The sequence below is a fragment of the Streptomyces sp. NPDC036813 genome (assembly GCF_055609245.1).
Genome location: NZ_JBVJPV010000004.1, coordinates 187,153 through 206,223 on the forward strand (window position 1 = coordinate 187,153; position 19,071 = coordinate 206,223).

16 protein-coding genes are annotated in these 19,071 nt (G+C 70.7%); 11 read left to right on the top strand and 5 right to left on the bottom strand.

Annotation, left to right across the window (positions count from 1 at the left end):
* The first annotated feature begins 3 nt into the window (after positions 1-3).
* The 4 genes from ACZ67Q_RS10870 (at position 4) to ACZ67Q_RS10885 (ending at position 3,015) form a co-directional block, all read left to right on the top strand.
* The gene (locus tag ACZ67Q_RS10870; protein WP_471179361.1) at positions 4-723 is read left to right on the top strand and encodes a YggS family pyridoxal phosphate-dependent enzyme; all 720 of its coding nucleotides are present in this window, start codon (positions 4-6) and stop codon (positions 721-723) included.
* A gap of 128 nt (positions 724-851) precedes the next feature.
* Positions 852-1,493 (top strand): cell division protein SepF, encoded by a 642-nt coding sequence (locus ACZ67Q_RS10875; protein ID WP_103782991.1) that lies wholly within the window; start codon positions 852-854, stop codon positions 1,491-1,493.
* A 51-nt stretch (positions 1,494-1,544) separates the two neighbouring features.
* Positions 1,545-1,835 carry a YggT family protein gene (locus ACZ67Q_RS10880; protein WP_103782990.1) on the top strand — a complete coding sequence of 97 codons (291 nt, stop codon included), beginning with the start codon at positions 1,545-1,547 and terminating at the stop codon, positions 1,833-1,835.
* Between the two features lie 52 nt (positions 1,836-1,887).
* Entirely contained in the window at positions 1,888-3,015 is a 1,128-nt protein-coding gene (locus ACZ67Q_RS10885) for a DivIVA domain-containing protein (protein WP_471179366.1), read from the top strand.
* Positions 3,016-3,272: 257 nt separating this feature from the next.
* Here the strand turns inward: ACZ67Q_RS10885 and ileS are convergent, their stop codons facing one another.
* Positions 3,273-6,416, bottom strand: a complete 3,144-nt coding sequence (ileS, locus tag ACZ67Q_RS10890) for an isoleucine--tRNA ligase (protein ID WP_471179369.1) — start codon at positions 6,414-6,416, stop codon at positions 3,273-3,275.
* Between the two features lie 613 nt (positions 6,417-7,029).
* Here ileS and ACZ67Q_RS10895 point away from each other — a divergent pair.
* From ACZ67Q_RS10895 to ACZ67Q_RS10920, 6 genes are all read left to right on the top strand, one after another.
* On the top strand, positions 7,030-8,592 hold the full coding sequence (locus tag ACZ67Q_RS10895; RefSeq protein WP_471179372.1) for a TraR/DksA family transcriptional regulator: 1,563 nt from the start codon (positions 7,030-7,032) through the stop codon (positions 8,590-8,592).
* Between the two features lie 70 nt (positions 8,593-8,662).
* Complete coding sequence (gene lspA / locus ACZ67Q_RS10900) at positions 8,663-9,262, top strand: signal peptidase II (protein ID WP_471179375.1); 600 nt, start codon at positions 8,663-8,665, stop codon at positions 9,260-9,262.
* Between the two features lie 51 nt (positions 9,263-9,313).
* Positions 9,314-10,258, top strand: a complete 945-nt coding sequence (locus ACZ67Q_RS10905) for an RluA family pseudouridine synthase (RefSeq protein WP_471179377.1) — start codon at positions 9,314-9,316, stop codon at positions 10,256-10,258.
* A complete protein-coding gene (locus ACZ67Q_RS10910; RefSeq protein ID WP_471179380.1) occupies positions 10,255-10,725 on the top strand; it encodes a GNAT family N-acetyltransferase in 471 nt (156 codons plus the stop codon). Before ACZ67Q_RS10905 ends, ACZ67Q_RS10910 begins: the two co-directional genes overlap by 4 nt.
* A gap of 141 nt (positions 10,726-10,866) precedes the next feature.
* Complete coding sequence (locus ACZ67Q_RS10915) at positions 10,867-12,453, top strand: Na+/H+ antiporter (protein WP_471179383.1); 1,587 nt, start codon at positions 10,867-10,869, stop codon at positions 12,451-12,453.
* Positions 12,454-12,491: 38 nt separating this feature from the next.
* Positions 12,492-13,238 (top strand): SDR family NAD(P)-dependent oxidoreductase, encoded by a 747-nt coding sequence (locus ACZ67Q_RS10920; protein WP_471179385.1) that lies wholly within the window; start codon positions 12,492-12,494, stop codon positions 13,236-13,238.
* Between the two features lie 121 nt (positions 13,239-13,359).
* Here the strand turns inward: ACZ67Q_RS10920 and ACZ67Q_RS10925 are convergent, their stop codons facing one another.
* The gene (locus ACZ67Q_RS10925; RefSeq protein ID WP_471179388.1) at positions 13,360-14,469 is read right to left on the bottom strand and encodes a mechanosensitive ion channel family protein; all 1,110 of its coding nucleotides are present in this window, start codon (positions 14,467-14,469) and stop codon (positions 13,360-13,362) included.
* Positions 14,470-14,546: 77 nt separating this feature from the next.
* On the opposite strand from ACZ67Q_RS10925, the gene ACZ67Q_RS10930 reads away from it, so the two are divergent.
* Positions 14,547-15,116 (top strand): dienelactone hydrolase family protein, encoded by a 570-nt coding sequence (locus tag ACZ67Q_RS10930; RefSeq protein ID WP_471179391.1) that lies wholly within the window; start codon positions 14,547-14,549, stop codon positions 15,114-15,116.
* Positions 15,117-15,123: 7 nt separating this feature from the next.
* Here the strand turns inward: ACZ67Q_RS10930 and ACZ67Q_RS10935 are convergent, their stop codons facing one another.
* The 3 genes from ACZ67Q_RS10935 to ACZ67Q_RS10945 form a co-directional block, all read right to left on the bottom strand.
* Positions 15,124-16,107, bottom strand: coding sequence for a zinc metalloprotease (locus ACZ67Q_RS10935; protein ID WP_471179394.1), 984 nt, complete (start codon positions 16,105-16,107; stop codon positions 15,124-15,126).
* A gap of 259 nt (positions 16,108-16,366) precedes the next feature.
* A complete protein-coding gene (locus ACZ67Q_RS10940) occupies positions 16,367-18,040 on the bottom strand; it encodes an alkaline phosphatase D family protein (RefSeq protein ID WP_471179396.1) in 1,674 nt (557 codons plus the stop codon).
* Positions 18,041-18,146: 106 nt separating this feature from the next.
* Entirely contained in the window at positions 18,147-18,971 is an 825-nt protein-coding gene (locus tag ACZ67Q_RS10945; RefSeq protein ID WP_471179399.1) for a thioredoxin domain-containing protein, read from the bottom strand.
* Between the last annotated feature and the right edge of the window lie 100 nt (positions 18,972-19,071).

Here is a 19,071-nt window from a genome sequence, read left to right on the forward strand (position 1 = left end):
GGCATGACGGACCGTAAGGACGAACTCGCCGGAAATCTGGCGAAGGTGGAGGAGCGCATCGCCGCCGCCTGCGCGGCGGCCGGGCGCCCGCGCGAGGAGGTGACCCTGATCGTGGTCACCAAGACCTACCCGGCGAGCGACGTGCGGATTCTCGCGGAGCTCGGGGTGCGCCATGTCGCCGAGAACCGCGATCAGGACGCGGCACCCAAGGCCGCGGCATGCGCGGATCTGCCCCTGAAGTGGCACTTCGTCGGTCAGTTGCAGACCAACAAGGTGCGTTCCGTGGTCGGTTACGCCGATCTCGTGCAGTCCGTCGATCGCGCCAAGCTCGTCACGGCTCTGTCGAAGGAGGCCGTGCGGGCCGGGCGGGAGATCGGCTGTCTCCTCCAGGTCGCGCTCGACGCGGGCGCCGACGGGAGGGGAGAGCGCGGGGGTGTGGCTCCCGCGGGAATCGAAGAGTTGGCCGACCTCGTCGCCGCCTCGTCGGGGCTGCGGCTCGACGGCCTGATGACCGTCGCCCCGCTCACCGGGGAGTACGCCGGTCGCCAACGCGAGGCGTTCGAGCGGTTGATGGATTTGTCGACTGACCTGCGCCGAGCCCATCCGGCTGCAACCATGGTCTCGGCAGGGATGAGTGCGGACCTCGAGGAGGCCGTGGCGGCCGGGGCGACACATGTGCGCGTCGGTACGGCGGTACTCGGAGTCCGCCCCAGGCTCGGGTAACGTCGCCAAGAAGTCGGACCACAGCAGAAAATATGGTCATTTCCGCTGAAAGGCGGGCAGAAGGACCACGTGGATCGCAGGCACTCGGCAGCGTCAGCCGATCCACCACAGAGCGGAGGACTCAGAGCATGGCCGGCGCGATGCGCAAGATGGCGGTCTACCTCGGCCTCGTGGAGGACGATGGGTACGACGGCCGGGGATTCGACCCCGATGACGACTTCGAGCCCGAGCTGGACCCGGAGCCCGAGCGCGATCACCGACGGCACGAGCCGTCCCACCAGTCGCACGGTGCGCATCAGTCCCAAAGGGACGAAGAGGTGCGAATCGTCCAACCGCCCGCCCCGCGTGAGCCGGTGGCGCGCGCCGCTTCGCTCCCCGCGGAATCCAGCCGCCCGGCGCGCATCGCGCCCGTGTCATCCATCACACAAGAACGTCAGTCCCTGGAGAAGAACGCACCGGTGATCATGCCCAAGGTCGTGTCGGAACGAGAGCCGTACCGGATCACCACACTTCACCCGCGGACCTACAACGAGGCCCGTACCATCGGGGAACACTTCCGTGAGGGCACCCCAGTGATCATGAATCTGACTGAGATGGATGACACAGACGCGAAGCGACTTGTCGACTTTGCGGCCGGTCTGGTGTTTGGTCTTCACGGCAGCATCGAGCGGGTGACGCAGAAGGTGTTCCTGTTGTCGCCTGCTAACGTCGATGTCACGGCGGAGGACAAGGCCCGCATCGCAGAAGGCGGGTTCTTCAACCAGAGCTGAGACGCTTGACCGGAAACGCAGTACGAAACAGGGGAGAGGGAAGCACCAGCCATGAGCGTGTTCGCGCAGGTGATCTACATCGCGCTGATGGTGTTCCTCATCGTGCTGATCTTCCGGTTGGTCATGGACTACGTGTTCCAGTTCGCCCGCTCGTGGCAACCCGGCAAGGCGATGGTGGTCGTCCTGGAGGCCACCTACACTGTCACCGATCCACCGCTGAAGCTTCTGCGGCGGTTCATTCCGCCGCTGCGTCTCGGGGGCGTGGCGCTCGACCTGTCCTTCTTCGTACTGATGATCATCGTCTACATCCTGATCTCCATCGTGGGCAGCTTCGCGAGGTGAATGTGGACGATACGGTCTTGCCGACTGCCGATGACTACGTTGAGGTGAAGAGATGCCGTTGACCCCCGAGGACGTGCGGAACAAGCAGTTCACGACCGTCCGCCTCCGAGAAGGCTATGACGAGGACGAGGTCGATGCCTTCCTCGACGAGGTCGAAGCCGAACTGACCCGCCTGCTCCGCGAGAACGAGGACCTGCGCGCCAAGCTGGCCGCCGCCACGCGCGCGGCCGCGCAGAACCAGCAGAACATGCGCAAGCCTCAGGAGCAGCAGGACCAGCAGCAGCAGCCGCCGCAGGGCATGCGAGGCCCCGGCCAGCCGGTGCCCGCCGGGATATCGGGCCCGCCGCAGCAGCAGATGGGTGGCCCCATGGGTGGCCCGCCCCAGCTGCCGAGCGGTGCCCCGCAGCTGCCGGCCGGTCCGGGCGGTCAGGGTCCGCAGGGTCCCGGCCAGATGGGTCCCGGTCCGATGGGCCAGGGTCCGATGCAGGGCCAGATGCAGGGCCAGATGCAGGGCCAGATGGGCCCCGGCGGGCCGATGGGCGGCCCCATGGGCGGCCCCGGTCCGATGGGTCAGGGCCCCGGCGGCGACAGCGCCGCCCGTGTCCTGTCGCTGGCCCAGCAGACCGCCGACCAGGCGATCGCCGAGGCCCGTCAGGAGGCCAACAAGATCGTCGGCGAGGCGCGTTCGCGTGCCGAGGGTCTCGAGCGTGACGCCCGTGCCAAGGCAGACGCCCTGGAGCGGGACGCGCAGGAGAAGCACCGCGTCGCCATGGGCTCCCTGGAGTCCGCGCGCGCCACGCTGGAGCGCAAGGTCGAGGACCTGCGCGGCTTCGAGCGCGAGTACCGCACGCGGCTGAAGTCCTACCTGGAGTCGCAGCTGCGTCAGCTGGAGACCCAGGCCGACGACTCGCTGGCCCCGCCGCGCACCCCGGCGACCGCGTCGCTGCCGCCGTCCCCGGCGCCCTCCATGGCTCCGGCCGGCGCGAGCGCCCCGTCGTACGGCGGCAACCAGACGATGGGCGGCAACTCCGGTCCGTCCGCCCCGTCGTACGGCGGTCAGCAGCAGATGTCGCCGGCGATGACCCAGCCGATGGCGCCGGTCCGCCCGCAGGGCCCGTCCCCGATGGGCCAGGCACCCTCGCCGATGCGCGGCTTCCTGATCGACGAGGACGACAACTGACAGGCCGCTGAGACGAGTACGACAACGGCGTCGGCAACGTCATAGGGCGGGCCCCTTGGACTTCGGTCCTGGGGGCCCGCCCTTTTTACGCGCGTTGCGTCGGAGGTACCGGTGCACGTGACTGCGTCCAGGGACGCGAGGCCGAGTCGATGTGCGGCTCCGCCGCACGGGCGCACAGTGACTGAACCCGACCGAGCGCATGAAGAAGGGCCCAGCCTCCCGACGAGAGACCGGGCCCTTCTCAAGCCGCTCGGTGTTTACGCCTTGCGCAGCCGGAACGTGAGCGACAGCCCCTCGTCGGTGAACGGCTCACCGAAGCCGGCGTCGGCCTCGCCCTGGGTGAAGTCGGTCGCCAGGACCTCCTCCGCGATGAGAGCGGTGTGGGCGCTGAGCGCCGAGATCGTCGCCGGGTCCGTCGCCGTCCACCGCAGCGCGATCCGGTCCGCGACGTCCAGCCCGCTGTTCTTCCGGGCCTCCTGGATCAGGCGGATCGCGTCACGGGCCAGGCCCGCCTGCCGCAGCTCCTCCGTGATCTCCAGGTCCAGCGCCACCGTGGCACCGGAGTCGGAGGCCACCGACCAGCCCTCACGCGGCGTCTCCGTGATGATCACCTCGTCCGGAGCGAGGTCGACCGTCTCGCCGTCGACCTCCACCGACGCCCTGCCCTCGCGCAGCGCCAGCGACAGCGCCGCCGCGTCCGCGTTGGCGATCGCCTTCGCCACGTCCTGCACCCGCTTGCCGAACCGCTTGCCGAGAGCCCGGAAGTTCGCCTTCGCCGTGGTGTCGACCAGCGAGCCGCCGACCTCGGACAGCGAGGCCAGCGCGGAGACGTTCAGCTCCTCCGTGATCTGCGTGTGCAGCTCCGGGTCGAGGGTGTCGAAGCCCGCCGCCGCGATCAGCGCGCGGGACAGCGGCTGACGCGTCTTCACGCCGGACTCCGCGCGCGTGGCGCGGCCCAGCTCCACCAGCCGGCGGACCAGGAGCATCTGCTGCGACAGCCGCGGGTCGATCGCCGACAGGTCCGCCTCGGGCCAGCCGGACAGGTGCACGGACTCCGGCGCACCCGGGGTGACCGGGACGACCATGTCCTGCCACACCCGCTCGGTGATGAACGGGGTGATCGGGGCCATCAGCTTGGTGACCGTCTCCAGCACCTCGTGCAGCGTGCGCAGCGCGGCCTTGTCGCCCTGCCAGAACCGGCGGCGCGAGCGGCGCACGTACCAGTTCGACAGGTCGTCGACGAACGCCGAGAGCAGCTTGCCGGCGCGCTGGGTGTCGTACGCCTCCAGGGCCTGGGTGACCTGGTCGGTGAGCGCGTGCAGCTCGCTCAGCAGCCAGCGGTCCAGCAGCGGGCGCTCGGCCGGGGCCGGGTCCGCCTCGCTCGGCGCCCAGCCGGACGTGCGCGCGTACAGGGCCTGGAAGGCGACCGTGTTCCAGTACGTGAGGAGCGTCTTGCGGACGACCTCCTGGATGGTGCCGTGGCCCACACGGCGGGCAGCCCACGGGGAGCCGCCGGCCGCCATGAACCAGCGCACCGCGTCCGCGCCGTGCTGGTCCATGAGCGGGATCGGCTGCAGGATGTTGCCCAGGTGCTTGGACATCTTGCGGCCGTCCTCGGCGAGGATGTGGCCGAGGCACACGACGTTCTCGTACGAGGACTTGTCGAAGACGAGCGTGCCGACGGCCATCAGCGTGTAGAACCAGCCGCGGGTCTGGTCGATCGCCTCGGAGATGAACTGCGCCGGGTACCGGCTCTCGAACAGGTCCTTGTTCTTGTACGGGTAGCCCCACTGCGCGAATGGCATCGAACCCGAGTCGTACCAGGCGTCGATGACCTCCGGCACACGCGTCGCCGCCTTGCCGCAGCCCTCGTGCGGGCAGGCGAAGGTGACGTCGTCGATGTACGGGCGGTGCGGGTCCAGCTCGGACTGGTCGGCGCCGGACAGCTCGGACAGCTCCGCGCGGGAGCCGACGCAGGTGAGGTGGTCGTCCTCGCAGCGCCAGATCGGCAGCGGCGTGCCCCAGTAGCGGTTGCGGGACAGCGCCCAGTCGATGTTGTTGTTCAGCCAGTCGCCGAAGCGGCCGTGCTTGACCGTCTCCGGGAACCAGTTGGTCTTCTCGTTCTCCGCGATCAGACGGTCCTTGATCGCCGTCGTGCGGATGTACCAGGACGGCTGCGCGTAGTACAGCAGCGCGGTGTGGCAGCGCCAGCAGTGCGGGTAGCTGTGCTCGTACGGCAGGTGCTTGAAGAGCAGGCCGCGCGAGCCGAGGTCCTCGGTGAGCTTCTCGTCGGCCTTCTTGAAGAAGACACCGCCGACCAGCGGGACGTCCTCCTCGAAGGTGCCGTCCGGGCGGACCGGGTTGACCACCGGCAGGCCGTAGGAGCGGCAGACCTTGAGGTCGTCCTCACCGAAGGCGGGGGACTGGTGGACCAGACCCGTACCGTCCTCGGTCGTGACGTAGTCGGCGTTCACCACGAAGTGCGCCGGCTCCGGGAACTCGATCAGCTCGAAGGGGCGCTGGTAGGTCCAGCGCTCCATCTCGGCACCGGTGAAGGTCTGCCCGGTGGACTCCCAGCCCTCGCCGAGCGCCTTGCCGACCAGCGGCTCGGCGACGACGAGCTTCTCCTCGCCGTTGGTCGCGACGACGTAGGTGACCTCGGGGTGCGCGGCGACGGCGGTGTTGGACACCAGGGTCCACGGGGTCGTCGTCCACACCAGCAGCGCGGCCTCGCCGGCCAGCGGGCCGGAGGTCAGCGGGAAGCGGACGTACACGGACGGGTCGACGACCGTCTCGTAGCCCTGGGCCAGCTCGTGGTCGGACAGGCCGGTGCCGCAGCGGGGGCACCAGGGGGCGACGCGGTGGTCCTGGACGAGGAGGCCCTTGTTGAAGATCTCCTTCAGCGACCACCACACGGACTCCACGTACTCGGGGTCCATGGTCCGGTAGGCGTCGTCGAGGTCGACCCAGTAACCCATGCGGGTCGTCAGCTCGGCGAAGGCGTCGGTGTGCCGGGTCACCGACTCGCGGCACTTGGCGTTGAACTCGGCGATGCCGTACGCCTCGATGTCCTGCTTGCCGGAGAAGCCGAGCTCCTTCTCCACCGCCAGCTCGACCGGCAGGCCGTGGCAGTCCCAGCCGGCCTTGCGGGCCACGTGGTAACCGCGCATGGTGCGGAAGCGGGGGAAGACGTCCTTGAAGACGCGCGCCTCGATGTGGTGCGCGCCGGGCATGCCGTTGGCGGTGGGCGGGCCCTCGTAGAACACCCATTCGGGGCGGCCCTCGGACTGCTCCAGGCTCTTGGCGAAGATCTTCTGATCGCGCCAGAAGCCGAGCACGGCGTGCTCGAGCGCGGGCAGGTCGACCTGAGCGGGCACCTGGCGGTACGTCGGCGCTGTCATCTGAGAGCTTCCTCCAACGGACTTTCTGCCTTCCGTCGGAGGGACGAGAGCCTTTGTCGTGCCTTACGCCGCTGTCGGCGCGCTCCCGCGGTACCACCCTCCTTGGCCCTCCGGTGCGTCGTGTGCACCGGTGAGCCCCCTCATTGGGGTCGCGATACCGGGTCTACTGGCCCCTGCGGGGCGTTCTTCCGGCGGCTCCGGGGTGATCTTCACGTCGCGCTCGCCCCCGGGCTCACACCGTCCCCGGGTCGCTCTGGGCTGCGTACGCCGCTACTCGTCCCCATCCACGCTTTTCGCTCAGCCCAGTGTACGGCGCCGCGCGGACAGCGGCCGACCGGTTTTCCCGTGGCCGCCCGGTTTCCCTGCGGCGGGAGGAGGGCCGCCGGGCCGCGCCGGTGACCCGAATGGGCAGGTGCCGGGTGGCCGGATACCGGTGCCTGCCGCTGCGCGGCATACCCGGCGGAGAGCTGGGCACAACGCATGCAGACCTGCCGCGCGGGGGGCGCGGGGTGGGCGAATCGGGCGGCGTGCCCCGTTGCCGCGGGACTCAAGTCGATTTATCGTCCCAGCACGATTCGCGAGCAAGATCACAATATGTGAAGGGGCCGCGGCCATGGTGGCGAAAAAGACCGCCGTACAGCAGTCGGCGTCCCGCGGGCCCACGCAGGCCCCCGGCGGTGCGGCCAAGGACGTGAGCGGGAGGAAGACGGTCGCGGGGACCGCCGGCGCGGGGAAAGCGGGCACGGACAGAGCGGGGACCGGGAAAGCGGCCGCCAAGAAGATCACGGCGGCGAAGAGCGGCGCGGTGACGGTGACGGAGGAGACGCCGGCCGCGAAGGGCGCCGCGACGAGGGCGGCCGCCAGGGAGAGCGCTGCCGGGAAGGGCGCCGGGGGAAAGGCGCCCGCGAAGAAGGCGTCCCTGGCGAAGACGCCTGCACCGGGGAGGTCTGCCGCGCGCTCCGCCGGGGCAGAGAAGACGACGGCAACGGGCAAGGCGGCGGCCAAGAACAAGACGGCGACCAATAAGGCGGCGACCAAGAAGGCGACGACGACGAAGGCGACGACGACGAAGGCGACGACGAAGAAGACGGCGGCGGAAAAGGTCCCGGCGGAGAAGGTCCCGGCGGCGGCGAAGAGGACGGCGGCGGCCGACAAGGCGGCGTCGAAGAAGGCGGCCGACCACACGAGCGCGGCGAAGAAGACCACGGCGGCGAAGGCGCCGACGAAGACTGCGGCGGGGAAGGACGCGGCGGGGCAGGCGACGGAGGCAAAGGCACCGGCAGGGAAGGCCCGGGCGGGCAAGGCGACGGCGAAGAAGACCACAGCGGTGACCGAGGACGTCGCGAAGGACGCAGCCGGGACCACCCCGCTCAAGAAGGCCGCGGCGAAGAAGACCGCGGCTCACAAGGCCGGCGCGGGAACGGCCGCGGCCAGGAAGACCTCGGTCCCGAAGACCGCGGCCCGGTCGGCGCCCGCCGCGCAGGCCGCCGGGGAGCCGGCCCCGGACCCTGCCGGGACGCACGCCGACGCGAGCACGCCACGCGGGGCGGCCGGCACGACCCGCGACGCGGCCGGAACCACCGGCGGCGCGACCAGTACGACCCGTGCGAAGGGCACGGGCAGGAACACGACCCGTAAGAAGAGCACGGCCAAGAAGGTGGGCGCGGCTGCGGCCGCGGAGCAGACGGGAGCCACGACGGTGGTTGCGAAGAAGACTCCTGGCACGGCCACGGCGGCCACGACGGCCGTACCCAAGGCACGCGTCGCCGCGGCGGAACCGGGCGACCTGGCGGTGCGCCCCGGCGAGGACCCCTGGACCCCCCAGGAGGTCGAGGAGGCCCGCTCGGAGCTGCAGGCCGAGATGGACCGGCTGCGCGCGGAGCTGGACTCCTCGGAGAAGTCCCTGGCCGGGCTCATGCGGGACTCGGGGGACGGCGCCGGCGACGACCAGGCGGACACCGGCACCAAGAACATCACCCGTGAGCACGAGCTGGCGCTCGCCGCCAACGCGCGCGAGATGCTCACGCAGATCGAGCACGCCATGGAACGGCTCGACGCAGGCACCTACGGCCTGTGCGAGAACTGCGGCAACCCGATCGGCAAGGCCCGCATGCAGGCGTTCCCGCGCGCCACGCTGTGCGTGGAGTGCAAGCAGAAGCAGGAGCGCAGGTACTGATGGGTACCGGGGCGCCGGTGGCCGTGCCGTACCCTCGTCCTCAGTCAGGTACCTAGGTTGAGGGACTCACGTGGCAGAGGCGGAGCGCATCATCGGTACGCCGGAGACTCCTGAGGCGCCGGGATCCGAACCGGACCAGTCGTCCGGTTCGGACGGGCGGGCCGGCGCCGGCGCGCGGCCCAGGGGCAGGCGGCGGATCGCCGTGCTGTTTGCGGTCGCCGCCTTCGCGTACCTGCTCGACCTGGGCAGCAAGCTGCTCGTGGTCGCGAAGCTGGAGCACCACGCGCCGATCGAGATCATCGGTGACTGGCTGAAGCTCGACGCGATCCGCAACGCCGGCGCCGCGTTCGGCTTCGGTGAGGCCTTCACCGTGATCTTCACGGTGATCGCGGCGGCCGTGATCGTCGTCATCGCCCGGCTCGCGCGCAAGCTGTACAGCCTGCCCTGGGCGATCGCGCTGGGCCTGCTGCTGGGCGGTGCCCTCGGCAACCTCACCGACCGGATCTTCCGCGCGCCGGGCGTGTTCGAGGGCGCGGTCGTGGACTTCATCGCGCCCAAGCACTTCGCCGTGTTCAACCTCGCCGACTCGGCGATCGTGTGCGGCGGCATCCTGATCGTGCTGCTGTCCTTCAAGGGGCTCGACCCGGACGGCACCGTTCACAAGGACTGACCGCCAGGACGGGCGGTCGGCGCTGTCGGACCCGTCCGGCATACTCGACGGGTGAGCACGATTCCCGAGATCCGTACCCTGCCCGTGCCCGACGGCCTGGAGGGCGAGCGCGTCGACGCCGCCATCTCCCGCATGTTCGGCTTCTCCCGCACCAAGGCGGCCGAGCTGGCCGCGGCCGGGAAGGTCACGGTCGACGGGGCGGTGGTCGGCAAGTCGGAGCGGGTGCACGGCGGGGCCTGGCTCGAGGTCGAGATGCCGCAGGCGCCCGCGCCGGTGCAGGTCGTCGCCGAGCCGGTCGAGGGCATGGAGATCGTGCACGACGACGACGACGTGGTCGTGATCGTCAAGCCGGTCGGCGTCGCCGCCCACCCCAGCCCCGGCTGGAGCGGCCCCACGGTCATCGGCGGGCTCGCCGCGGCCGGCTACCGGATCTCCACCTCCGGCGCCGCCGAGCGCCAGGGCATCGTGCACCGCCTGGACGTCGGCACGTCCGGCCTGATGGTCGTCGCCAAGTCCGAGTACGCGTACACGTCACTCAAGCGCCAGTTCAAGGAGCGCACGGTCGACAAGCGCTACCACACGCTCGTCCAGGGCCACCCGGACCCGACCAGCGGCACCATCGACGCGCCCATCGGCCGCCACCCGAACCACGACTACAAGTGGGCCGTGACCGCCGAGGGCAAGCCGTCCGTCACGCATTACGACCTCATCGAGGCGTTCCGCGCGGCCTCCCTGCTCGACGTGAAGCTGGAGACGGGCCGCACCCATCAGATCCGCGTGCACATGGCCGCCCACCGCCATCCCTGCGTCGGCGACCTCACCTACGGCGCCGACCCGACGCTCGCCAAGCGCCTGCACATCACCCGCCAGTGGCTGCACGCCGTACGGCTGGGCTTCGAGCACCCCGGCAGCGGCGAGTGGGTGGAGTTCGCCTGCGACTATCCCGAGGACCTGCAGCGGGCCCTGGACCAGGTCCGCGAGGAGACCTACGCATGAGCCCGCAGGCGTACCACGTCCGGATCGCCGAGGACCCCGCCGACCGTGAGGCGTGCTTCGCGGTGCGCAAGGACGTCTTCGTGCACGAGCAGGGCGTGGACGAGGACATCGAGTACGACGCCCACGACGCCGACGCCGTGCACGTCCTCGCGGTCCGCGCGGACGGGGTGCCGCTCGGTACCGGACGCCTGCTGTACGGCGAGGCGGCCGCCGCCAAGAACGGCGGCGACCCGGTGGTCGGCTCCCTCGGCCGGCTCGCCGTGACCCGGGCGGCGCGCGGGCTCGGCGTCGGCGCGGCGCTGGTGCGGGCCATCGAGGAGGCGGCACGCGCGCGTGGCCTGACGGCCGTGGACCTGCACGCGCAGACGCACGCACTGGGCTTCTACGAGCGCCTCGGCTACGAGGTGTACGGCCCGGAGTTCCCGGACGCGGGCATCCCGCACCGGGCCATGCGCCGCGCTCTGTGAGCGGCGGGCGCGCTTGCCGACCGCCGGGGTACTCCGTGTACTGAGGGCGACAAAAGCGGCAGGCGTGGCAGGCTGGACGTCTGGACGCATCTGATCGTCCGACCCCCGTAGCCCCGTCGTCTCGTCTCCGGAGCGCTGACCGTGGATCAGTTGGCCCTGTTGTTCGTGCTGTTGCTCGGGGCCGTGATCAGCGTCCCGGTCGGGGACCGGTGGGGGCTGCCGGCACCGGTGCTGATGACGATCCTCGGAGTGGTCCTCGCCGTACTGGACTTCGTGCCGAATGTCGACATCCCGCCCGAGCTGATCCTGCCCACACTGCTGCCGCCGCTGCTCTACGCGGCCGTGCGGCGGACGTCCTGGCGGCAGTTCGCGGCCAACAGACGGCCCATCTTCCTGCTCGCGGTCGCACTGGTGTTCGTCACCACGCTGTGCGTGGCCACCGTCGCCCACTCCATCGTGCCGGGGCTGCCGCTCGCCGCCGCGGTCGCGCTGGGCGCGCTGGTCGCGCCGCCCGACCCGGTCGCGGCGACCGCCGTCGCGGGTCAGCTCGGGCTGCCGCGCCGTCTGGTGTCGATCCTCGAGGGCGAGGGCCTGTTCAACGACGTGACGGCCATCGTGCTCTACCACGTCGCCATCGCCGCCGCGGTCAGCGGCACCTTCTCGCCGTGGCGGGCCGGTCTCGACTTCCTGCTCTCCGCCGTCGTGGCGATCGCCATCGGCCTGGCGCTCGGCTGGGGCGCCAACAAGCTGATGGACCTGCTCGGCGACGCCACCCTCCAGATCGGGCTGACCCTGCTGGTCCCGTACGCCTCCTACGTGCTCGCCGAGGAGCTGCACGGGTCGGGCGTGCTGGCCGTGCTGATGACGGCCCTGTTCCTCGCGGAGTACGCGACGGACGCCGACGACGTGATGACCCGGCTCGCCGGGCACACCTTCTGGGACATCGTCGACACGCTCGTCACCGGCGTCGCCTTCGGGCTGATCGGCCTGGAGCTGCACAACGCGATCCGCACCGCGTCCGGGCGCTGGGGCGAGATGCTCGGCTGGGCGGGCGCCGTGGTCGGCGTGGTGATCCTCGTCCGGCTGGCGTGGCTGCTGCCGGCGACCTGGCTGACCAAGCGGCTGCACGCCAAGCGCGACTACGACGAGGACATCCCGATGAGCTGGCGGGAGACCGTCGTCATGTGGTGGTCCGGGATGCGCGGCGTGGCGTCCGTGGCGCTGGCGCTGGCGGTGCCGCTGAAGACGGACGACGGCGGGCCGTTCCCGGACCGCGACGAGATCGTATTCATCGCCTTCGGCGTGATCATGGCGACGCTGGTGGTGCAGGGGCTGACCCTGCCGTGGCTGGTCAAGCGGCTCGGCGTGCGGGCCGACACCGAGCGGGAGAAGGACTTCGAGAAGGAGCTGGCCGTCCGTGCGGCCAAGGCGGCCAAGCGGCGGCTGCGGGAGATCGAGACGGTGGAGGAGCTGCCGGAGGAGCTGTCCGAGCAGATGCTGCGGCGGGCCTTCGACATCGGGGTGCGGATCAGCCCGGACATCGGCGAGGAGGAGCGGCGCGAGGCGCACGAGAAGCGGGTGCGGCGGCTGAAGCGGGTGCGCAGGATCCAGCAGGAGATGCTGAGCGCGGCGCGGCACGAGGTGCTGGCGGCGCGCAGCGAGCCGGGGGCGGATCCGGAGATCGTGGACCGGGTGCTGCGGCACCTGGACGTACGTTCTCTGCGCTGACGCACCTTCAGATGGGCGTCGTGCCTATGATCGGAATCATGACTCGCAACGTCGTGATCAGTGGTGGAGGAACGGGGATCGGACTCGCCGCGGCGCGGGTGTTCGCCGCGGACGGGGACCGGGTGCTGCTGCTCGGGCGCCGGGCCGAGGTGCTCGAGAAGGCCCGTGCCGGGGTGCCGGGGGCGCTGACGTCCGCGGCCGATCTCGGCGAGCCGGCCGAGGTGCGGCGGGTGGAGCGGTTCGTCGCCGACGAGTTCGGCACCGTGGACGTGCTGATCCACAGCGCGGGTGGAGCCGGCTATCTGGAGCCCGCCGTCGAGAGCGAGGACCCGCTGGAGCGGGTCGCCTACGACTGGAACCTCAACTTCCGGCAGAACACGCTCACCGCCGCCCTCCTCACCGAGGCGCTCAAGGACCGGCTCGCCGACCCCGGCGGCCGGCTGCTCTTCCTCAGCTCCATCGCCGCCTACCGAGGCTCCGGCAGCGGGGCGTACGCGGCGGCCAAGGCCGCGCTGCACCCGTACGCCCACGACCTGGCCCGGCAGCTCGGGCCGCGCGGGGTGACCGTGAACGTCGTCGCGCCCGGGTACATCGAGGACACCGAGTTCTTCGGGGACACGATGACCGAGGAGCGGCGGGCGCTGCGGATCGCGGAGACGTCCAACGGGCGGGCGGGGACGCCGGGGGACGTGGCGGCCACGCTGCACTGGCTGGCCTCGGCCGGAGCCGCGCATGTGACGTCGCAGATCATCCAGGTCAACGGCGGGGCTGAACGCGGTCACTAGCGCCTGCGGCGCCGGGTGCGTTGTCGGCTGCGGGTGTGTTGTGGCTGGTCGCGCAGTTCCCCGCGCCCCTTGTATGCCTGCGGCGGCCCGTCGCTGTCCGGTGGGCGGCCTGCGGCCGACCTCAGCCGCGGTGGGTCTCGTAGGCGCGGCGCGTCGTGCCGTCCTGGGACGTGCGGGCCTGCGGTACGCCGGGCGGGCGGACGGCGTCCGCCGTGTTGACGCGGGGCAGGGCGTAGGGGTGGTGGTCGCAGAGCCAGGCGATCATCTGCTCGCGCACGGTGACCCGGACCGTGAAGATGTCGTCGGCGTCCTTGGCCGTGACCAGGGCCCGCACCTGGAGGGTGTTGGGCGTGGAGTCGGTGACGACCAGGCTGTAGTCGCGGCCGTCCCAGGCCGGGCACTCGCGCAGGATGTCCCGCAGCTTCTGGCGCATCGCCTCCACCGGCGCCGAGTGGTCGAGGTGCCAGAAGACCGTGCCGGTCATCTGCGGGGTGCCGCGCGACCAGTTCTCGAACGGCTTGGACGTGAAGTACGACACCGGCATGGTGATCCGGCGTTCGTCCCAGGTCCGCACGGTCAGGAAGGTGAGCGTGATCTCCTCCACCGTGCCCCACTCGCCGTCGACCACGACGGTGTCCCCGATCCGCACCATGTCGCCGAAGGCGATCTGGAAGCCGGCGAACATGTTGCTCAGCGTGGACTGGGCGGCGACACCGGCGACCACGCCGATGATGCCGGCGGAGGCCAGCAGCGAGGCGCCGGCCGCCCGCATCTCGGGGAAGGTCAGCAGCATCGCGGAGACCGCGATCACACCGACGAGCGCCGACACCACCCGCATGATCAGCGTCACCTGGGTGCGCACCCGGCGGACCCGGGCGGGGTCGCGGTGCATACGGGCGCTGGCATAGCGGGTGTAGGAGGTCTCCACGACGGCGGCGGCGATCCGGATCACCAGCCATGCGGTGGAGCCGATCAGCACCAGGGTCAGGGTCTGTCCGACGCCGACCCGGTGGTGGGGGAGCACCCCGGCTTGGACGTAGGTCCCCCTGAGCAGGGCCGCGCACAGCACGACCTGGTAGGGGATGCGGCCCCGGCGCAGCAGACCCCACAGGGGGGTGTGCGGCGTGCGGGTGTCGGCTTTCTGCAGCAGCCGGTCCGTGGCCCAGCCGATGGCCAGGGTGAGGACGACCGAGCCGCCGATGACGATCAGCGGGCGGAGTACGTCTTCCATGCCTGGGCTCCTAACCGGGCCCGGCGGCTGATGAACATGTGAGTTCCGGGGCTGCCTGGGTACGGCACCATGGGTTCATGAACATCATGCTCTTTCACTCGACCTACGGCCTGCGCTCCGCGGTGCGCGAGGCCGCGGACCGGCTGCGGGAAGCCGGACACGAGGTGTGGACCCCGGACCTCTTCGAGGGACGGACCTTCGACACGGTCGAGGAGGGCATGGCGTACAAGGAGGAGATCGGCAAGGACGAGCTGCTCAAGCGGGCCGTGCTGGCCGCCGCGCCCTACTCGGAGCGGGGCCTGGTGTACGCCGGGTTCTCGCTGGGTGCGTCCGTCGCGCAGACCCTCGCCCTCGGCGACGACAAGGCGCGCGGGCTGCTCCTGCTGCACGGGACGTCGGACATCGCGCCGAACGCGCAGGTGGACGAGTTGCCGGTGCAGTTGCACGTGGCGGAGCCGGACCCGTTCGAGACGGACGACTGGCTGAGCGCCTGGTACCTGCAGATGGGCCGCGCGGGCGCCGACGTGGAGGTGTACCGCTATGCCGGGGCCGGCCACCTCTACACCGACCCCGGTCTGCCGGACTACGACGCGGAGGCCGCCGAGGCCACCTGGCGGGTGGCGCTCGGCTTCCTCGACAGCCTCTAGGTCAGGCTCAGCCGGCCGCGCGGTAGGCCGCCCAGCTCTGCTGCATGCGCGTCACCTGGCCCGCGGTGAACTGGTACATGCACGCGTCGTACGTGTAGTCCATGAAGTTGTGGATCGGGTCGACGCCCGGCTTGTTGGTGCAGGTGTCCCGGCCGGTCGGGCACTGGTACGCGGCGCTCTTCTCGGCCGGGGTGTCGTCGACGTAGTCGCCGTTGCCGCTGCAGCCGCCCTGGAAGGTGTGGTACAGGCCCATCCAGTGGCCGACCTCGTGGGTCGCGGTGTCGCCCTGGTTGTAGTTGGCGGCGGAGCCGCCCGGCAGCGAGGCGTCCAGGATGACCACGCCGTCCATGGACGGGCTGGACTTGTAGGAGCTGGGGAAGGTGGCCCAGCCGAGCAGTCCGCCGCCGAGGTTGGCGGTGTAGATGTTGAGCGCGTTCGCGCCGCCCTTGCGCAGGGCGGTCTTCATCGCCTTCTCCTCGGCCGAGCCGTCGGTCAGGTTGTACCAGGCGGCGTTGTCCGTGTAGTCGGTGCCGGCCAGCGTGAACTGGAAGCCGGAGTCGTTGTTGCCGGTGCCCTGCCCGGCGTACGCCGCGTTCAGCACGTTCATCTGGGCGTTGATGTCCGTGGCGCTCAGGTTGCCGGCGGCGCCGTCGTGGACGACGTGGAAGTACACCGGGATGGTGGCGGAGGTGGCCGCCAGCGAGCTGCGGCCGCTCGTGCGCAGCTGGTCGAGCTTCTTGTGCAGGTCGGCGTCCATGGCCTTGGCCTTGGCGTCGGTGACCTCGTTGGGCTCGGCGACGTGCTGGCCGGCCGCGGGGCGGGCCTCGCGGGCGGCGGCGTTGCCGCTGTCGGCGCAGGCGGTGGCCGCCGGGGCGGCCGCGGCCACGCCGGTGGGGGCCGACAGCGGGGAGAGCAGGAGGGTTCCGGCCACGGCCGCGGTGCCGAGCAGGCGTCTGCGCGTGGAGGGGGATATCCGGGCAAGCGCACGCATGAGTGTCTCCTGGTGGAGGCGGTGGGGTGTGCGACGCAGGGGGGTTTCCTGTGTCGTGGCCCGGAGATTACGTGCCCATGACCAAGCGGGAAGAGCAGTGATCAAGCCACATCGGCTTATAGGGATACCCCTGTACCGGGGCGGGTGGTGTGTCCGGATTCGACTGCGGATCACACCACCCGCCGGGGTGGCGTGACGAGAAGTCAGCCATTCAACGAAGCCGTTGCGATGGCTGAAAATCGCCCTTCGCTCACAGCTGTCACACAGGCGTGTAGGTCCGCTCGACCTTCTGCGTGCCGCTGCGGGTGCGGTACGAGCGCACCCAGGTGGAGGTCGCGTCCGGGTCGGTGCGGTCGGACAGCACGTAGTAGTCCATCTGCGCCCGGTCGGCGGTGAGGTCCAGCACGCCGTAGCCGTGCCGGTCGGTGTCGACCCAGTGGACGTGCCGGTTGGCGGCCCGGATCACGGGCGAGGTGATCGCGGAGATCGTGCCCTCCGGCGCCTTGACGATGTCGTCGAGGTTGTCGGACGTCACCGAGGTGACCACGAACTCCGTGGCCGCCGACGGGGAGAGCGGATACGTCCCTGCGTCCACCGGCACGTCGTTGGCCCACGCCATGTGGATGTCACCGGTCAGGAAGACGGTGTTGCGGATGGCGTTGGCGCGCAGATGGGCCAGCAGTTCACGGCGGTCGTCGGTGTAGCCGTCCCACTGGTCGGTGTTGAGGGCGATGCCCTCCTGCGGCAGCCCCATCAGCTTGGCCAGCGGCTTCAGCAGGTCCGCGGAGAGCGAGCCGATGGCGAACGGCGAGATCATCACCGAGTTGCCGACCAGCCGCCAGGTGGTGTCCGAGGCCTTCAACCCCGCCTTGAGCCAGTCCAGTTGCGCCCGGCCGGTGATCGTGCGGTCCGGGTCGTCCACCGAACCGGAGGCCGTGGACGCCTGCTGGGACCGGAAGGAGCGCAGATCCAGCAGGGACAGGTCGGCGAGCTTGCCGAAGCGCAGCCTGCGGTACGTGGTGCCGGCCAGCGCCGGACGCACCGGCATCCACTCGAAGTACGCCTGCTTGGCGGCGGCCTGGCGCGCGGCCCAGGTGCCCTCGGCGCCCTCGGTGTGGTTGACCGCGCCGCCCGACCAGGCGTTGTCGGCGAACTCGTGGTCGTCCCAGATCGCCACGACCGGCGCCTTCAGATGCAGCGCCTGCAGATCCGGGTCGGTCTTGTACGTCGCGTGCCGGATCCGGTAGTCGGCGAGGGTGAGGATCTCGTGCGTCGGTGCGTGCGGCCGTACGACCGTGCCGCGCGCCGCGTACTCGCCCGACTTGTACTCGTAGATGTAGTCGCCGAGGTGCAGCCAGGCGTCCAGGTCGGAGCGGGCCGCGAGATGGCGGTACGCCGCGAAGTGCCCGGCCTCCCAGTTGGCGCAGGAGACCACGCCGAAGCGCAGGTTGGCCACGGCGTCGTCGGCGGCGGGCGTGGTGCGGGTGCGGGCGACGGGGGAGTCCGTGCCGCCGGCGGAGAAGCGGAACCAGTAGTCCGTGGCCGGCTTCAGGCCCCGGACGTCGGCCTTGACGGTGTGGTCGGAGGCGGCGGTCGCGGTGACGGAGCCCTGGGCGACGACGTTCGTCAGCGCCCGGTCCGTGGCGACGACCCACGCCACCTCGGTGTCCGGGCCCACGCCCGAGCCCGGTATCGCCTCCGGGACGGGCGTCACCCGGGTCCACAGCAGAATGCCGTCGGGCAGCGGGTCGCCGGAGGCCACGCCGTGCAGGAAGGCGGGGGCGGCGGACGCGGCCCGGGCGGGCAGGGCGGCGGCGAGCGGCCCGGCCAGCACAGCCGTCGCCGCCGCGGCCTTGACGACCGTACGGCGGCGAGGGGTGAAGGAGTCCGCCTCGGGGGCGGGAGCAGAATCGGCTCTGTATCGACTGGTCACGACCGATCAGGTTACTGATCGGTATGCGCGACAGCGGGCGAACCGGCAAAAGTTCGCCCGCTGTTGGGTGTGTGGTCGGGCCGGCCGCGGGACCTGACCCGCCGGATCAGCCCTTGAGCGCCTTGTCGATCGCCGTGTTGAACTCGTCCACCGACATGGGCGCGTTCTTGCCGTCGGCGCCGGTGACCTTCTTGCCGTCCATGACCAGGGTCGGGGTGCCCTGGAAGTTGTACTTCTGGCCGTCGCTGTCGAACTTGTCGCTCATCACCAGGGCCCACTTGTCGTAGGTCCCGTCCTTGACGGCCTTCTCGAACGCCGCGTTGTTCTTCAGCGCGCCGACGGTGTCCGCCACCTTCAGCAGGTAGGCGTCGTCCTTGAACTTGTCGTCCTGCTCGTCCGGGTGGTACTTCGCCGAGTACAGCGCGGCCTTGTACTCCAGGAACGCCTCGGGGCTGACGTTCAGCGCCGCACCGAGCGCGCTGAGGGCGTTGCGGGAGCCCTCGCCGGGGATGTTCGTGTCGATGAAGGTGGCGCCGACGAACTGGATCTTGAACTTGCCCTCGTCGACGTCCTTCTTCACCGTCTGGCCCACCGACTGCTCGAAGGCCGCGCAGACCGGGCAGCGCGGGTCTTCGTACATCGCCAGGGTCTTCTTGGCGCCGGCCTTGCCGATCACGACGGTGGTGCCGTCCGCGCCGGTGGTGTTGGCCGGCTTGACCAGCTTCTGGTCCTTGACGGCCTCCCAGTGACCCGGCTTGTTGGCCTGGACGACCGCGTACCCTATGCCGCCGGCCGCCGCGAGGACGGCGACGACCGACACCGCGACGGTGACCTGCCGCTTGACCTTGGCCCGCTTGGCCTCGCGCTCGCGCTCGGCCCGCAGCCGCTCGCGCGCCGCCGTCTTCGCCGACTGGGTGTTCCGCTTGCTCATGGTGATGATCTCCGTGATGGACACGCGCACGCCGTGCGCGGATGCGTAAAGGGGGACTGCCGGCTCGGGCGTTCGCCTGTCGTGCGCGTTCGGTCGCGAA

Bases quoted from the DNA above. Each gene is read 5' to 3' on its own strand.
- ACZ67Q_RS10885 (WP_471179366.1), top strand. From the start codon at position 1,888: ATGCCGTTGACCCCCGAGGACGTGCGGAACAAGCAGTTCACGACCGTC.
- ACZ67Q_RS10910 (WP_471179380.1), top strand. From the start codon at position 10,255: ATGAGCCCGCAGGCGTACCACGTCCGGATCGCCGAGGACCCCGCCGAC.
- ACZ67Q_RS10920 (WP_471179385.1), top strand. From the start codon at position 12,492: ATGACTCGCAACGTCGTGATCAGTGGTGGAGGAACGGGGATCGGACTC.
- ileS (WP_471179369.1), bottom strand. From the start codon at position 6,416: ATGACAGCGCCGACGTACCGCCAGGTGCCCGCTCAGGTCGACCTGCCC.
- ACZ67Q_RS10935 (WP_471179394.1), bottom strand. From the start codon at position 16,107: ATGCGTGCGCTTGCCCGGATATCCCCCTCCACGCGCAGACGCCTGCTC.
- ACZ67Q_RS10880 (WP_103782990.1), top strand. From the start codon at position 1,545: ATGAGCGTGTTCGCGCAGGTGATCTACATCGCGCTGATGGTGTTCCTC.
- ACZ67Q_RS10930 (WP_471179391.1), top strand. From the start codon at position 14,547: ATGAACATCATGCTCTTTCACTCGACCTACGGCCTGCGCTCCGCGGTG.
- ACZ67Q_RS10870 (WP_471179361.1), top strand. From the start codon at position 4: ATGACGGACCGTAAGGACGAACTCGCCGGAAATCTGGCGAAGGTGGAG.
- ACZ67Q_RS10925 (WP_471179388.1), bottom strand. From the start codon at position 14,469: ATGGAAGACGTACTCCGCCCGCTGATCGTCATCGGCGGCTCGGTCGTC.
- ACZ67Q_RS10945 (WP_471179399.1), bottom strand. From the start codon at position 18,971: ATGAGCAAGCGGAACACCCAGTCGGCGAAGACGGCGGCGCGCGAGCGG.
- ACZ67Q_RS10895 (WP_471179372.1), top strand. From the start codon at position 7,030: ATGGTGGCGAAAAAGACCGCCGTACAGCAGTCGGCGTCCCGCGGGCCC.
- ACZ67Q_RS10875 (WP_103782991.1), top strand. From the start codon at position 852: ATGGCCGGCGCGATGCGCAAGATGGCGGTCTACCTCGGCCTCGTGGAG.